Here is a 13,888-nt window from a genome sequence, read left to right as displayed (position 1 = left end):
CGGGAACGCGGCCATGCTGTCCCCGCTTTTCAGATCAATCGAGGCCCTCGTGGAAAACATCGTCATCGTCGGCTCGTCCGGTCACGCCAAGGTCGTGATCGACATCGTCGAACAGGCAGGCCGGTACCGGATCGCCGGGCTGATCGATTCGTTCCGCACCGCCGGCGAGCAAACGCTAGGCTACGCGGTGCTGGGTGCAGAGCGCGATTTGCCGCAGCTGGTCGACAAGCACGGGATCGGCGGGGCGCTGGTGGCCATTGGTGACAATCACGCACGCGAGAGCGTCACGGCGAGTCTTGCGTCGCTCGTGCCCGGCCTGCCGCACGTTTCGGCGGTGCATCCTGCCGCGCGTGTCGGCAAGGCGTCGACGATCGGCGCGGGCACGGTCGTGATGGCCGGCGCGGTGATTAACCCGTGCTGCTCGATCGGAGAAGGGTGCATCGTCAACACGAATGCGTCGCTCGACCACGACGGTGTGATGGACGATTTCTCGAGCCTCGCCCCCGGCGTCGTCACGGGCGGCAACTGCCGGATCGGCCGCGGCGCCGCGATCGGCCTCGGCGCGATGCTGCGGCACCGGATTGCGGTCGGCGAGCACAGCGTCGTCGGCGCGGGTGCGGTCGTATTGCACGACGTCGAGCCGTACACGGTTGCATACGGCAACCCGGCGCGCCGGATCCGCACGCGCGCGGCCGACGAGCGTTACCTGTAGGCGCGGCGAGTCAGAAGGCGATCAGCTCGACGATGCGGCGGACCATGTCGTCGCTGAGCGCCGGATAGATCGGCAGGCACAGCACCTTGCGCGCGGCCTCGCTTGCGACCGGCAGGTTGTCGCGGCTGGCGGACGGCAGCCCGCGGTACATCGGAAATTCCGAAATCAGCGGATGGAAGTAGCGGCGCGCATACACATCGTAGTCGCGCAGCTTCTGGTACAGCGCATCGCGGTCGAGCGGATAGTCTTCGTCGACGAGGATCGCGAAATACGCGTGGTTCGCGACAGTCTGGCCGCCGAGCGGCACACAGCGGATGCCGCGCACGTCGGCCAGCAGTGTGCGGTACAGCGCGTCGATCTCGCGGCGGCGCGCGAGTGCGCCGTCGATATGCTGCAACTGCAGCATCCCGAACGCGGCGTTGATCTCGCTCATCTTGCCGTTGATGCCGGGCGCGACGACCGTGACTTCATCGACGAAACCGAAGTTCTTCAGGTGATCGATCCGCTGCTTGGTCTTCGCGTCGGGGCAGATGATCGCGCCGCCCTCGAACGTGTTGAACACCTTCGTCGCGTGAAAGCTCAGCACCGACAGGTCGCCGTGCGCGAGCACGCTGCCGTCGGCGTTCTGCACACCGAACGCGTGCGCCGCATCGTAGATCACGCGCAGGTTGTAGTTGTCGGCGATCTTCTGGATCGCGTCGACGTCGCACGGATTGCCGTAGCAATGCACGGGCATGATCGCGGTGGTCTGAGGCGTGATCGCCGCTTCGATGCGTGCGGGGTCGAGATTGAGCGTGCCGGGCGCGACGTCGACGAATACCGGCTTGATGCCGTTCCACAGCAGGGAGTGTGCGGTCGCGACGAACGAGTACGGTGTGGTGATCACCTCGCCGGTAATGCGCAGCGCCTGCAGCGCGGTGACGAGCGCAAGGGTGCCGTTCGCGAACAGCGACAGGTACGGCACGCCGAGATAGTCGCACAGCGCGCGCTCGAACTGCTGGTGAAACGGGCCGCCGTTCGTCAGCGTGCGGCTCTCCCAGATCTTCTCGAGATACGGGAGGAATTCCGCGAGCGGCGGCAGGTGAGGTTGCGTGACGTAGATGCGTTCGTGCGGCAGTTGCGCGACGGACGATGCGGGCAGGCTGGCGGTCATGATGGTCTCTCTCGATAACGCGCGGCGTTCAGGCCTCGGCAGCGGCCGGTGCGGTCGCCACGTCGTCGAACAGCGGCGTGTCGAATGCGGTGGCGGGCTCTCCCGCGCACCAGCGGGTCCACATCGTGCGCAGCGCGGACGACAGCCCGGCCGCGACGACGGCCGGCCGGAACGCGGCGGACTCCCCGCAGCGCGCGCGCAGGCCGGCGCGAAGCGCCTGCAGCGCGGCGGTGTCGCGGCCGAGCGTCAGCGCCCGCGCGACGAAGTCGTCCTCGTCCGTCGCGATGTACGCATCGAGCCCGACGTGCTGCAGCCAGCCCGCGCTACCGCGCCCGGCCATCGTCGCGCCGGGGATCGTCACGGTCGGCACGCCCATCCACAGCGCATTCAGCGTGGTCGTCGAACCGGTGTACGGGAATGCGTCGAGACAGAGGTCGACGCCGTGATGCTGCTGCATGTAAACGGGGATGTTCGAGCGCCGGTGGAACGTCAGACGGCTGGCGTCGATACCGCAGGCGGCGAACCATTCGGTCAGCGTCTGCTTGTCGCCTTCGCTGCCGATCGCGCCGAGCGCCATGCGTGCGGTCGGGTCCGCGTGCAGCACGCGCGACCAGACCTCGATCACGTGCGGGCTCAGCTTGTTCAGGCGGTTGAAGCTCGCGTACGTCGTATAGCCGTTGTGCAGTGCGGGCAGCACGTTGACGGGCGGGCAGTTCGGCGGCGGCATGAACGGCGCGATCGCGGGCAGCCGCACGATCTGTTCGACGAACTGGTCGTCGAATGCGCCGTGCGGCGCGACGAAGCGGTCCGTCAGGTAGTAGTCCATCGCGGCGAGGCCGGTCGTGGCCGGATAGCCGATCCATGACGCCTGCACCGGCGCCGCGCGCTGCGCCAGCGCGACTAGCCGGTTACGACCGGTGTGCCCAGACAGGTCGATCACGATGTCGATGTGGTCGTTCCGGACACGCTCGAGGAAGGCCGTGTCGCTCATGCCGGCGACGTTGCGCCAAGTCGTGGCGTGGGCCTTGAAGCGCTCGGTCGTGTGATCTTCCTCGAAGTGATTGTGATAGAAGTGCATCGCAATGCCGGGATCGGCCGCGAGATGCTCGATCACCGGCACCGCGTAGGAGGCGACCGCGTGGCTGAACAGGTCGCCCGACACGAAGCCGACCTGTAGCTTGCGCGCCGGGTCGCGCGGGTTCGAGAACACGGCCGCGCGCTTGCGCTTGTGATTGCCGTAGCGCTCGCCGAACTTGCGGTGTGCCGCAACGAGCGCCTGCGGATCGAAGTCGCTGCTGTGCGCGATACAGAACAGCATGCTGCTGTGGGTGATGCTGTCGGTCGGATTGATTTCGATCGAGCGTTTCAGCCAGCCGATCGCTTCCTGCGTGGCGCCCAGTTCGAGCAGCACGAAGCCGAGCGTGCCGCACGGCGCAGCGGCGTTGGGCGCAAGCTCGACCGCACGTCGGCAGGCCGCGATCGCTTCATCCGTGCGGCGCAGCGCGAACAGCACCAGACCGCGAATCCGGAAGGCCTCCGGGTGATCGGGCTGAAGCTGGAGCAGGCGCGTGCACTGCTCGTCGGCCTCCGCGAGACGGTTCACCATCCGCAGCGTGTCGGCGAGCAGCATGCGCACGAGCAATTCATCCGGCAGCAATTCGATCGTACGAAATCCGGCCTCGATCATCTCCGCGAAGCGGCCTTCCCGGTGAAGCGATGCGGACAGCGCGCGCCAGCATGCACCGTCTTCCGGGTAGTCGGCGACCAGCTGCCGCGCAAGCGCGGTGGCTTCCGCGTGCTTGTTCTTGTCGAACAGCGCCGCGTGCTTTTGCAGCAGCGTCTGATTGGGGCGCCGGACCGGCTTGCCGGCGTTGCTCTTCCCTGCGTGGCCGGCCGCGGTTTCCAGGACGATCGCCGTGTCGATGCCGCTCGGCGCAACCGCGGCCGTCGCGAGCACGACGTCGGGCGACGCCAGTTGCGCGATCAGCCCGTCGAGCGCCGGGCCGTGCACGCCGCGCTGTTGCGCGATTTCGACCGCGATCCACGCGGCGGCCGTTTGCCCGCTGCGATGCAGCGCATGAATATAGCTGACCCAGTAGTAACCGTTGTCCGGGCTCGCGCCGATGGCGGCTTCGAAATGCGGCACCGCGTCGGCCGCCTGGCCCGTATCGACCATCAGCACCGCGAGGTTGTAATGCGCATCGCCATGCGCGGGCACCGCGTCGAGGATGGCCTCGTACAGCGCCCGGGCGTCGTCGAACGCGCCGCTGCGCTGGCGCTCGAGCGCGTTCTCCATGACGAGCGCAATGTCCTGCGCAAGCTGCTGTTCAGGCGTGAGCGCGGCGGAGGCGGGCAGTTCGGTCGAGAACATGATGAAATCTGCGGAAAGTCGGTCGATACCATTATGGGTAGCGTGCCGTCGCGCCGATGCCGCGAGGTGACGGGAAAAGCCCGGTCAGTTTGGTCGATTGAGCGGTCGGCCGACGCCGGGACGGTGCGGCTGGCGGCGCCCCAAAAAAACGCCCGCACGAGGCGGGCGGGGAGGCGAACGAGCACGCCCTCACATCAGCGTGTAGTTCTTGTTGTCGGATTGGCGGCGCATGCGTGTCGAGCACGCCGCGCGGCGGGTCTTAACGGTTCGCGATGCTCTGGTACTGGCCGACGGCCTGCACGCGGCTCATTGCCGTCTGGTATTCGTCGGTCAGCTCCTGCTGCGCGCGTTGCGCGCCGGCGAAGATCCGGTCGTTGCTGGCCTGCATGCGGCGGATCGCGGCGATGCCGACGGGCGGCTGGTCGGTGGAGAGCAGCGCGATGAGCGACCCGCGCGCATCGACGAGGCGCACGGCCTCGATCCAGTCGGCCATCGCGGCCGCGTGTTCGATCGCATCGGTGAACGCGTCGATCTGCGCAATCAGTTCGGTCTGTTCCATCTGGGCTCTCCTGTCCGGCTAGCGGTCAGCTCTTGTTGTTCGCCAGCGCGCCGCCGCTGTTCGCGCCGCCGAACAGCTGGGTCAAGTATTGCGAGTTGCTGTTCATCGTCGCCATCAGCGTGTTGAGCGCGGTGAACTGCGCCTGGTACTGGCTTGTGAGCTGGGCTGCGTAGTTCGACAGCGTCGTCTGCTGCTGGGCGACGTTTTTCAGATCGTTGCTGAGCGCGGTAGTACGCGCGGCGATCAGTCCGTTCGTCTTCGTGTAGTTCGTGATGTTCGTCGTCAACTGCTCGCCGATCCCGTTGGTCGAGTTGAACAGCGACGCGACACCCGTCGGATTGTTCTGCAGCGCCCCGTTGAGCGCCGTGCTGTCGACCTTCAGCGTGCCGTCGGCCTGCAGCGTGACGCCGATCGACGCGAGGTTGACCGTCGAGCCGTTGCTGGTCACGCCGCTCGCGACGATCGACGCGAGTGCGTTCTTGATCGTGTTCAGCGTCGAGTCGCCGAGCAGCGGGCCTTGCGACGACGCGCCGGACGTGAAGCTCGACAGCGAGCCCATCGTCGTGACGAGCGTGTTGTAGAGCGTCGCGAAGTTGTTGATCGCGGCGGCCTGGGATTTCGTGTCGGTCGCGACCGTCAACGTTTGCGGCTGCGTGGCGCTGACGGCGGCGCTGGTCAGGTTCAGCGTAACGCCGGTGATCGCGCTCGTCACGGTGTTGCTCGCGCTGGTGCCGGCGATCCCGTTGATCGTGAACGCGGCGTCCTGCGCGGCGGTGCTTTGTTTCCATGCTGCGCCGCTATTCGCGGACGTGATCGTCGACTGGCCGCCCGTCGTGCTGGCTGTCGACGTGACGCCGAGGCTGGACAGGCCGTTGTCGCCGGCGACGTTGCTGAGCGCGACGCCGATCGTGCTCGCCGCGCCGGTCGGCGTCGAGCTGAGCACGAGGTGCGCGCCGTCGCTGCCGTTGACGACCGACGCGACGATGCCCGGGTTCCCGGTCGCGGTGTTGATCGCGGCGGCGATGCCGGACAGCGTGTTGTTGGTGCCGTTCACATCGACCGAGAACGACTGGCTGCCGAGCGACAGCGTCATCGTGCCGGTGCCGAGCGCGGTCGACGCACCGAACGCGGCCGACGACAGCGACTGCGACGTCGCGATCTGCGTGACGCCGACCGAATAGCTGCCGGCCACCGCGCCGGCACCCGCGGTCGCGGTCAGGCCGGTGCCGCTCGCGGTCGCGGTGAAGGTGTTCTGCAGCGAGCCGTTCGACAGCGTCGTGAGGCTCGCCTGCAGTGCGCTCAGCGCGGCCGACAGCGCGCCGTACGCGGAAATCTGGGTGTTGTCGCTGCTTTGCTGCGCATTGAGCGCGGCGGCCTGGCCGGCGGTTTTCGCATTGACGAGTGCCGTCACGAGCGAGTTGACGTCCATCGACGAGTTGCCGGTCGAACCGCTGATGATCGATTGGGCAGCCTGCTGCAGCTGGCTGTTGGCCGAATTGTTGGCGGCTGTGACGGCGGAATTGATCGTCGACATCGTAGTGCTCCGTGCGGCGGATGATCCGTGGAATTCTGGGTGAAGACCTGGCGGCGGGGCAATGCCCCGCGCGTCAAGTGCCTGCGGCCGGGCCACGCATTACGCGGGGCCCGGCCGTGGGTTGCTACGCGATTACTGCAGGAGCTTCAGGACCTGCTGCGGCAGCGAGTTCGCCTGTGCGAGCACCGAGATGCCTGCTTGCTGCAGCACCTGGTTCTTCGACATGTTCGCGGTTTCCTGCGCGAAGTTCGCGTCGGTGATCTGCGACTGTGCCGACGACAGGTCGGTCGATTCTGCCTGCTGCGACGTGGCGATTGCCGTGAAGCGGTTTTGTGCCGCGCCGAGTGCCGCCTGCACGTTGTTCACCGTTTGCAGCGCGTTGTCGATCGACACCATCGCGACGTTCGCGCCGCTGACCGTGCTGATGTCGAGGTTCGACACGGTAGCCGGCTTGTTGACGGCGTTGATCTGAGCGATTGCGTTGGTGATTGCCGTCTGCTGCGCGGCGGAGGTGCCTGCGCCGGTTGCGCCAGTCTGCAGCGTCAGATTGCCGACTGCCGTACCGGTGCCGCTGGTTGCGTTTGCGCCGAACACGGACTGGGCAACGGATTGCGAGATGGTGCCGCCGTTCTGGTCGGTGAACGTGTAGCCACCCTTACCGTCGGACAGCACGTTGATCGCGGTGATCGTTGCACCCGAACCGGTGTACGCGCCGTTGTTGTCGAGCGACAGACCCGTCACCGTACCCACCGTCTGGCCCTTCTGCACCAGGCCGCCGCCGATCTTCGCAGCCGACATGCTTTGGCTCAGGTCCAGCGAAATCGTCTGACCGACGTTCGCGCCGACCTGGAACGACACGATGCCTGCCGAGCCGTCGAGAATGTTCGTGCCGTTGTACGTCGTTTGCGACGCGATACGGTTCACTTCCTGGATCTGCTGCGAAACTTCCTGTTGCAGTGCTGCCTGGTCGGTCGTGGACATCGTGCCCGTCGACGCCTGGACGGCCAGCTGGCGGATACGCTGCAGGCTGTTCGTCAGCGACGACAGTGCGCTCGATGCCGTTTGAATCATCGACACGCCGTCGTTGGCGTTCGACACGCCCTGGTTCAGACCGTTGATCTGGGTCTGCATCCGGGTCGAGATCGCGAGGCCTGCTGCGTCGTCCGCTGCGCTGTTGATGCGCTTGCCCGACGACAGGCGCGTGATGGCCTGGGACAGGGCGTTTTGCGAGCCGTTGAGGTTCTGCTGTGCAACCAGCGAGTTGATGTTGCTGTTAATTCCGAGCATGGAAAAATCTCCTGTGTAAGCCGAAAGCCCTGGAAAGCCGTTTTGGCGTCGGCGGAAGCACTCGTTCATTGCTGGCCGCCTCAGAGCAGGATTTCGGCGCACCAAAACAAAACTTGAGGGGCACTTGGAGATTCGGCCCGATTTTTTATCCTTCTTTGTCATTTCGGACCGCCCCGGCACCGCGCCGGATTAAACGGGGGCAGAAACGGGCCCGATGCGGCTCCGGCACTCAGTCGTGACGCTGTGCACACACGACCGACAAAAGGGTGGTTTTGTCTGTGATTCCCTGCTATGATGGCGGGCTGAATTGAGATTTTCTGTCACGCCTTTGCCGGTTTCGGCATGTCTGCTGGCAGTCAAACGCGGCGCTGCACGCGGTTGTGAAGCGTACTCGCGGTGCTTTCCGCCTCTCTTTTCCGGCCTCCGAGGCCGTATTTCCGCTCGTTTCGCCTGTTGTGGGGACGCTCGGATGGCCGGTGCGTGGCGCTTGGCCGCTACGTTTTTGACCGTTTAAGCAATTTAGGAACGACATGACGACGATTCTTCTGAAAGAAAACGAGCCGTTCGAAGTGGCGATTCGCCGCTTTCGTCGCGCTATCGAAAAAAATGGCCTGATCGCTGAACTGCGTGAGCGCCAGTCTTACGAAAAGCCGACCGCAGTCCGCAAGCGCAAGAAGGCAGCAGCCGTCAAGCGCCTGCACAAGCGCCTGCGCAGCCAGATGCTGCCGAAGAAGCTCCACTAAGAGCGTCTGACGGTTCGCCGCGAAACGGCGGAGTGTGCCTCGAAAGAGGCCGCTCCGCCGTTTTGCTTTTGCAGGCCGGGAAAATCCCGAGGCTGCGGCGGCCGACGGGTCGCGCGGCGGCGCCGGCCGGAGGCCTGCGGTATGCAGCCGCCGGCCGCCGCGTTCAGAAGTCGATCTTCGCGCTCAGGCTCACCGTGCGCGGATCGCCCGGCTTCACGTAGTCCGCGTACTGGTATTCCCAGTAACGGCGGTTCAGCACGTTGTCGATCGATGCGCGCAGCGTCACGTCGTGGCGGCCGACCCGCGTCAGGTAGCGCGCGCCGGCGTTGACGACGAGAAAGCCCGGCGCGTCGAGGCCGCCGGCCGCGCGCAACGGCGTCGCGCCGGTGAATTTCGCGTCGACGCCGAGCGTCAGCCCCGGCACGCCCGGCACCGCATAGCCGAGGTCGCCCGCGAGTACGAAGCGCGGCGCGCCGGCGACACGGTTGCCGTTGTTGCCGATCCCGTTCGCGTACCACGCGTCGAGCAGCATCGCATCGACGCCCGCGTTCCAGTGCGCGCCGAATTTCGCGCGCGCGCCGACCTCGATCCCCTGAATGATCGATTCGCCATCCTGCACGTAGACGTTCGCGGCGTTCGCGTATTCGGCGCTGCGCTCGATGCGGAACAGCGCGGCCGTCGCGCTCCAGCGCGCGTGCTCGCTCTTGATCCCCAGCTCGTACTGCTTGCTGCGCAGCGGCTTGAGCACCTGGCCCGCGTTCGCGTAGACGTCGTTCACGCGGCTGCCGGGCTCGAGCGACTCGGCGTAGCTCGCGTACGCGGTGGTCGTCGGCGCGAGCTTGAACATCACCGCGAAAGTCGGCGTCACCACGCCGTTCTGGTGGTAACCGGGGTCCTCGGCGCCGCTTGCCTGGAATGCGCGCTGCTCGTAGTTCATGTAGCGCACGCCGGCCAGCACCGACCAGCGCTCGGTCAACTGCACGGTGTCGCTCGCGAACAGCGATTTCTGCACGATCTCGCTCGTGCGGTACTGGATGAAGCCGTGCGGACTCTCGTAGCGGTACGGATTCGGCGCATAGAGGTTGCCGGCGCCCAGCGGCACGAACACGCTGTTCGCCGAATAGTCGTTCGCCTGCTTCTGCCACGACGCGCCGAGCACGATCTGGTGGCTGAACGGGCCCGTGCGCACCTTGCCCTCGACCATCGCGCGCCATTGGCTGAAGCGGTGATCCTCCATGCCGACGTAGCGGCTGTCGGTGTAGTTGCCTGCGGCGTCCTGCAGGTACAGGGTGCTTTCGTTGCGTCGGCGTGTCGCCTTGCTGTAGCTGTACGCGACGTCGAGCTGCCAGTCCGGCGCGAGCTGGTATTGAAGCCCGGCCGTATAGAGCTGCAGGTTCGTGTTCAGGTACTGGTCCTTGCCGCCCAGGTTCGTCGACCCGCCGCTGATCGTGGCGGGCAGTGCGCCGCCCGGATAGCTGCCGGTGAAGATCGACGGCGTCTGGCCGGTCGTGCGGCGATCCTGGTACAGCGCACCGAACGACACGGAGAGGTCGCGCGTCAGGTTCGCCTGCAGTGCGAGCGACACGCTGTCCCGGCGGATGTTGCCGTCGTTGTACGTCTTGCCTTCCTCGTGCGTCGCATTCAGCCGCGCGCCGAACATGTCGTTCGGCCCGAAGCGCTGGCCAAGATCGACATGCTCCGTCCACACGTTGGTGCTGCGGTAGCTGACATCGACGCTGCGCACCGGCTCGGCGCCCGGCTGCTTCGTCACGTAGTTGACGACGCCGCCCGGCGTCACGAAGCCATACAGGAAGCCGCCGAGCCCCTTCAGCAGTTCGACGCGCTCGAGCTGCTCGTACGGCATCGTGATGCCGTACGTGACGAACGGCAGCCCGTCGATCTTGTAGCCGTTCTGCCAGTCGAGCTGCATGCCGCGCACGGTCATGTAGCTGGCCCACGCGCTGTACGCGCCGCTGTTGTCGGACACCGACGCGTCGTTCGCGAACACGTCGCCGAGCTTGTACGGCTGGCGTGCCTCCAGTTCTTCCGACGTGACGATCGTCGTCGAGAACGGCGTGTCCAGCTGGCGGCGGGTGCCGAGTGCACCGGTCGAGATCGTGTCGGTCAAGTGTTGGGGTGAATCGTGCGCGGCCGTGATGTTCAGGGCAGGCAGGACCGCGGCGTCGCCGGATGAATCGTCCGCATGCGCGAGCGAGGCGGCAAGGCAGGCGAGGGCGGCGGCCACGCGGCGTGGACGGACAGGAGGGCGGGCAAGGCTGACGGTCATGGCGAGCGAGCAAAAATGCGAGTAAGAATCATTCGCATTGCGTTAAAATGTCGCGCATCGTATCAAAACCCGCCCACGGCGCAACAATTCCATGCCGCGTACAAGGGCATCCGGCCTTGCCTGACCCGGCCGGATGACCGTTGCGCGGCGCCCGACATCGAATGAACTGCCTCCCGTCGAATCGGGGCCGCCGCTCGTGCCGGCCCGCCTTCCTTTCGCTGCGCACGCGATGAATGCGTTTCTGCGACCGTTTCTCGTCCGCCTGCACCGTTGGTTCGGACTCGCCATCGCGCTGTTCCTGTTCGTCGCGGGGCTCACCGGCGCATTGATTGCGTGGGACCATGAGCTCGACGCGGCGCTGAACCCGGATTTCTATATCGCGCGCAGCGGCGCGGCGCCGCTGGCGCCGCTCGAACTCGCGGCGCGCATCGAGACGGCCGATCCGCGCGTGCAGGTGACCTATCTGCCGCTCGCGGTCGAACCGGGGCGCACGCTGCAGGCGGGCGTGATGCCGCGTACCGATCCGGCGACCGGCCAGCCGTATGCACTCGGTTTCAGCCAGATCGCCGTCGATCCCGCCACCGGTGCGGTGCAGGGCCGCCGCGAATGGGGCGCGCTGTCGCTCGCGCGGCTCGACCTGATGCCGTTCATCTACCGGCTGCACTATTCGCTGTTCCTGCCCGTGTACGGCGGGATCAACTTCGGGTTCTGGGTGATGGGCGTCGTCGGCATCGTGTGGGCGATCGACAGCCTGATTGCGCTGGTGCTCGCGTTTCCGAACCTGAAAAGCTGGCGCAAGTCGTTCGCGTTCCGTGTGCGGCGCGGCGGCTATCCGCTCGTGTTCGACCTGCACCGCTCGGGGGGCGTGTGGGTGTGGGGGCTGCTGCTCGTCGTCGCGGTCACGTCGATCTCGATGAACCTTGCCGTTCCGGTCGTGCGCCCGTTGGTCTCGCTGGTGTCGCCGCTCGCGGAGACGCCGTACACCAATCCCGAGCATTTCCCGCCGGCCCCGGCGGGCAGCCAGGTGCTCCCGCGCGAGCGGATCATCGAGATCGCCCGCTCGGCCGGCCGCGACGCGGGGATCACCGCGCCGCCGGGTGCGCTGCTGTTCGCTCCGGCGATGAACGCCTATGCGGTCGGGTTCTTCACGCCGGGCAACGACCATGGCGACGTCGGGCTCGGCAATGCGTGGCTGTACTGGAATGCGGTGACCGGCAAACCCGTCGCGGCGCAGGTGCCGGGCCGCGGTTCGGCTGGCGACCTGTTCATGCAGGCGCAGTTTCCACTGCACTCGGGGCGGATCGCCGGTGTCGCGGGACGTGTCGCCGTGAGCGTGCTCGGCATCGTGATCGCGATGCTGAGCGTAACGGGCGTCTGCATCTGGGTGAAGAAGCGCAGCGCTCGCGGGCGGGCCGCGCGGAGCGCGCGGCCGGTCGTGCCGGCGTCGTCGTCGCGCGCCGCGCGGTAAGGGCCGGGCGGCAAGCACCGAGCACCGAGCACCAAGCACCAAGCACCAAGCACCAAGCACCAAGCGGACGGTGCTATCGCCGCAGGTCTGCGGCGCGGCACCGGCGCCGAACTTGCCTCCGCGCCGTCAGCCCGCCTTGCGCCGGCGGGCCGGCTGCTTGCCGCCGAGCGCCGCGCATTGCGCGTGGCACGGGCAGCCGGCTTCGTGATCGTTGACCATGCCGGTCGCCTGCATCAGCGCATAGCAGATCGTCGAGCCGACGAACTTGCAGCCGTATGCCTTCAGCGCCTTGCTGAGCGCGTCGGACTGCTCGGTCGACGCGGGCGCGTCGCGGTACGACTGCCACGCATTCTGGACCGGTGTGTCGCCGACGAACGACCACAGGAACGCGGCGAGCGACCCATGCTCCTCCCGGATGCGCTGCACGGCGCGCGCGTTGGTCACCGCCGATTCGACCTTCGCGCGGTTGCGCACGATGCCCGGGTTCTCCAGCAATTTCTCGATGCGCTTGGGCGTGAAGCGCGCGACGGCATCGACGTCGAAATCGGCGAACGCTTCGCGATAGCCCGCGCGTTTGTTCAGGATCGTCGACCACGACAGCCCGGCCTGCGCGCCTTCCAGGATCAGCATTTCGAACAGGTGGCGATCGTCGTGCGACGGCACGCCCCACTCGGTATCGTGATAGTGAGCGTCCGCTTCCGTCTTCACCCAGTTGCACCGCTGCGACATCGTCTGCCTCGTTTTCAGTGTCGATTCGATCGCGCCAGCATAGCGGAAGCCCTTTTGGCGGGATAGCCGGCCGAACGGCAGATGGGCGCGCGGCGCCGATCCGGTTAAGCTTGGCGCCTGTTCGAATCAGCGGGATGAAGGCATGGCGGCATTACTTTTTGCGATCGGCATCGACGGCGGCGGCACGGGCACGCGCGCGGTTCTGGCCGACCGGCATGGGCGCGAGCTGGCGCAGGGGCGCGGCGGCCCGTCGGGGCTCGGTCTCGGCATCGAGCGGGCATGGGCATCGATCGGCGCGGCGTGCGCGGACGCATTCACGCAGGCCGGTCTCGCATTCGACTGGTCGCAGTGCGCGCTCGGCTGCGGGCTGGCCGGCGTCAACAACGCGGCGTGGCTCGCTGCATTCCGCGCGCAGGCGCCGCTCGGCGCGCTCGCGATCGAGAGCGACGCGTATACCACCGTCGTCGGCGCGCATGGCGGCGCGCCGGGGCTCATCGTCGCGCTCGGCACCGGCAGCATCGCGGCGGCGCTCGACGCGGCCGGCGCGTGCCGAATCGCGGGCGGCTTCGGCTTTCCGTCCGGCGACGAGGCGAGCGGCGCGTGGCTCGGCGTGCGCGCGCTCGCCTACGCGCAACAGGCGCTCGACGGCCGCGTGCCGCGCGATGCGTTCGCCACGGCCCTGCTCGCGGAAACGGGCACGCGGGATCGCGATGCGCTCGTCCAGTGGTCGTGCGACGCGAACCAGACGATCTATGCACGTCTCGCACCGATCGTGTTCGCGCACCGCACGCATCCGGTCGCGCGCGGGCTGATCGCGCAGGCCGGCGACGAGATCGGCAAGATGATCGACGCGCTCGATCCGCAGCACGCGTTGCCGGTCGCGCTGTGCGGCGGGCTGGCGGACGCGCTCGCGCCGGCCGTGCCGGCACGGCACGCCGCGCGGTTGCGCGCGCCGCTCGACGATTCGGCGCATGGTGCGCTGCGGCTCGCGCTCGAGGCGTTGCGGGCGGCGGAGGCGGGCTAAGCCAAGCCGAGCGGGGTGCGT

11 protein-coding genes are annotated in these 13,888 nt (G+C 67.1%); 4 read left to right on the top strand and 7 right to left on the bottom strand.

Annotated features, from left to right (window positions below; translation table 11 throughout):
• Positions 1 to 13 precede the first annotated feature (13 nt).
• Complete coding sequence (locus BLS50_RS07675) at positions 14 to 712, top strand: acetyltransferase (protein WP_256333974.1); 699 nt, start codon at positions 14 to 16, stop codon at positions 710 to 712.
• A gap of 10 nt (positions 713 to 722) precedes the next feature.
• Here the strand turns inward: BLS50_RS07675 and BLS50_RS07670 are convergent, their stop codons facing one another.
• The 5 genes from BLS50_RS07670 to BLS50_RS07650 all read right to left on the bottom strand — a co-directional run bounded on the left by BLS50_RS07670 (position 723) and on the right by BLS50_RS07650 (position 7,616).
• Positions 723 to 1,865 (bottom strand): DegT/DnrJ/EryC1/StrS family aminotransferase, encoded by a 1,143-nt coding sequence (locus tag BLS50_RS07670; protein ID WP_074801683.1) that lies wholly within the window; start codon positions 1,863 to 1,865, stop codon positions 723 to 725.
• A 28-nt stretch (positions 1,866 to 1,893) separates the two neighbouring features.
• On the bottom strand, positions 1,894 to 4,236 hold the full coding sequence (locus tag BLS50_RS07665; RefSeq protein ID WP_074801679.1) for a tetratricopeptide repeat protein: 2,343 nt from the start codon (positions 4,234 to 4,236) through the stop codon (positions 1,894 to 1,896).
• 259 nt (positions 4,237 to 4,495) lie between these two features.
• A complete protein-coding gene (locus BLS50_RS07660) occupies positions 4,496 to 4,795 on the bottom strand; it encodes a flagellar protein FliT (protein WP_074801676.1) in 300 nt (99 codons plus the stop codon).
• Positions 4,796 to 4,820: 25 nt separating this feature from the next.
• Positions 4,821 to 6,329: a flagellar filament capping protein FliD gene (gene fliD, locus BLS50_RS07655; RefSeq protein ID WP_011546722.1), complete on the bottom strand. Its 1,509-nt coding sequence runs from the start codon at positions 6,327 to 6,329 to the stop codon at positions 4,821 to 4,823.
• 132 nt (positions 6,330 to 6,461) lie between these two features.
• The gene (locus BLS50_RS07650; RefSeq protein ID WP_027808104.1) at positions 6,462 to 7,616 is read right to left on the bottom strand and encodes a flagellin; all 1,155 of its coding nucleotides are present in this window, start codon (positions 7,614 to 7,616) and stop codon (positions 6,462 to 6,464) included.
• Positions 7,617 to 8,146: 530 nt separating this feature from the next.
• Here BLS50_RS07650 and rpsU point away from each other — a divergent pair.
• Positions 8,147 to 8,359: a 30S ribosomal protein S21 gene (rpsU, locus tag BLS50_RS07645; RefSeq protein ID WP_006401410.1), complete on the top strand. Its 213-nt coding sequence runs from the start codon at positions 8,147 to 8,149 to the stop codon at positions 8,357 to 8,359.
• A 163-nt stretch (positions 8,360 to 8,522) separates the two neighbouring features.
• On the opposite strand, the gene BLS50_RS07640 is transcribed toward rpsU, so the two are convergent.
• Positions 8,523 to 10,646, bottom strand: a complete 2,124-nt coding sequence (locus BLS50_RS07640; protein WP_074801673.1) for a TonB-dependent siderophore receptor — start codon at positions 10,644 to 10,646, stop codon at positions 8,523 to 8,525.
• A gap of 229 nt (positions 10,647 to 10,875) precedes the next feature.
• Here BLS50_RS07640 and BLS50_RS07630 point away from each other — a divergent pair, with 229 nt between their 5' ends.
• Positions 10,876 to 12,114, top strand: coding sequence for a PepSY-associated TM helix domain-containing protein (locus BLS50_RS07630; RefSeq protein WP_074801667.1), 1,239 nt, complete (start codon positions 10,876 to 10,878; stop codon positions 12,112 to 12,114).
• A gap of 126 nt (positions 12,115 to 12,240) precedes the next feature.
• On the opposite strand, the gene BLS50_RS07625 is transcribed toward BLS50_RS07630, so the two are convergent.
• A complete protein-coding gene (locus BLS50_RS07625) occupies positions 12,241 to 12,843 on the bottom strand; it encodes a DNA-3-methyladenine glycosylase I (protein WP_006477342.1) in 603 nt (200 codons plus the stop codon).
• Positions 12,844 to 12,985: 142 nt separating this feature from the next.
• Between BLS50_RS07625 and BLS50_RS07620 the strand changes: the two genes are divergently transcribed.
• Entirely contained in the window at positions 12,986 to 13,867 is an 882-nt protein-coding gene (locus tag BLS50_RS07620; RefSeq protein ID WP_074801664.1) for a glucosamine kinase nucleotide-binding domain-containing protein, read from the top strand.
• Positions 13,868 to 13,888 lie beyond the last annotated feature (21 nt).

Origin of the sequence: Burkholderia orbicola (assembly GCF_900100915.1) — a bacterium.
In the GTDB taxonomy this organism is placed as follows: Bacteria; Pseudomonadota; Gammaproteobacteria; order Burkholderiales; family Burkholderiaceae; genus Burkholderia; species Burkholderia orbicola.
Note: the sequence above shows the minus strand (reverse complement) of the source record. Positions and strands in the feature narration are given on the sequence as shown.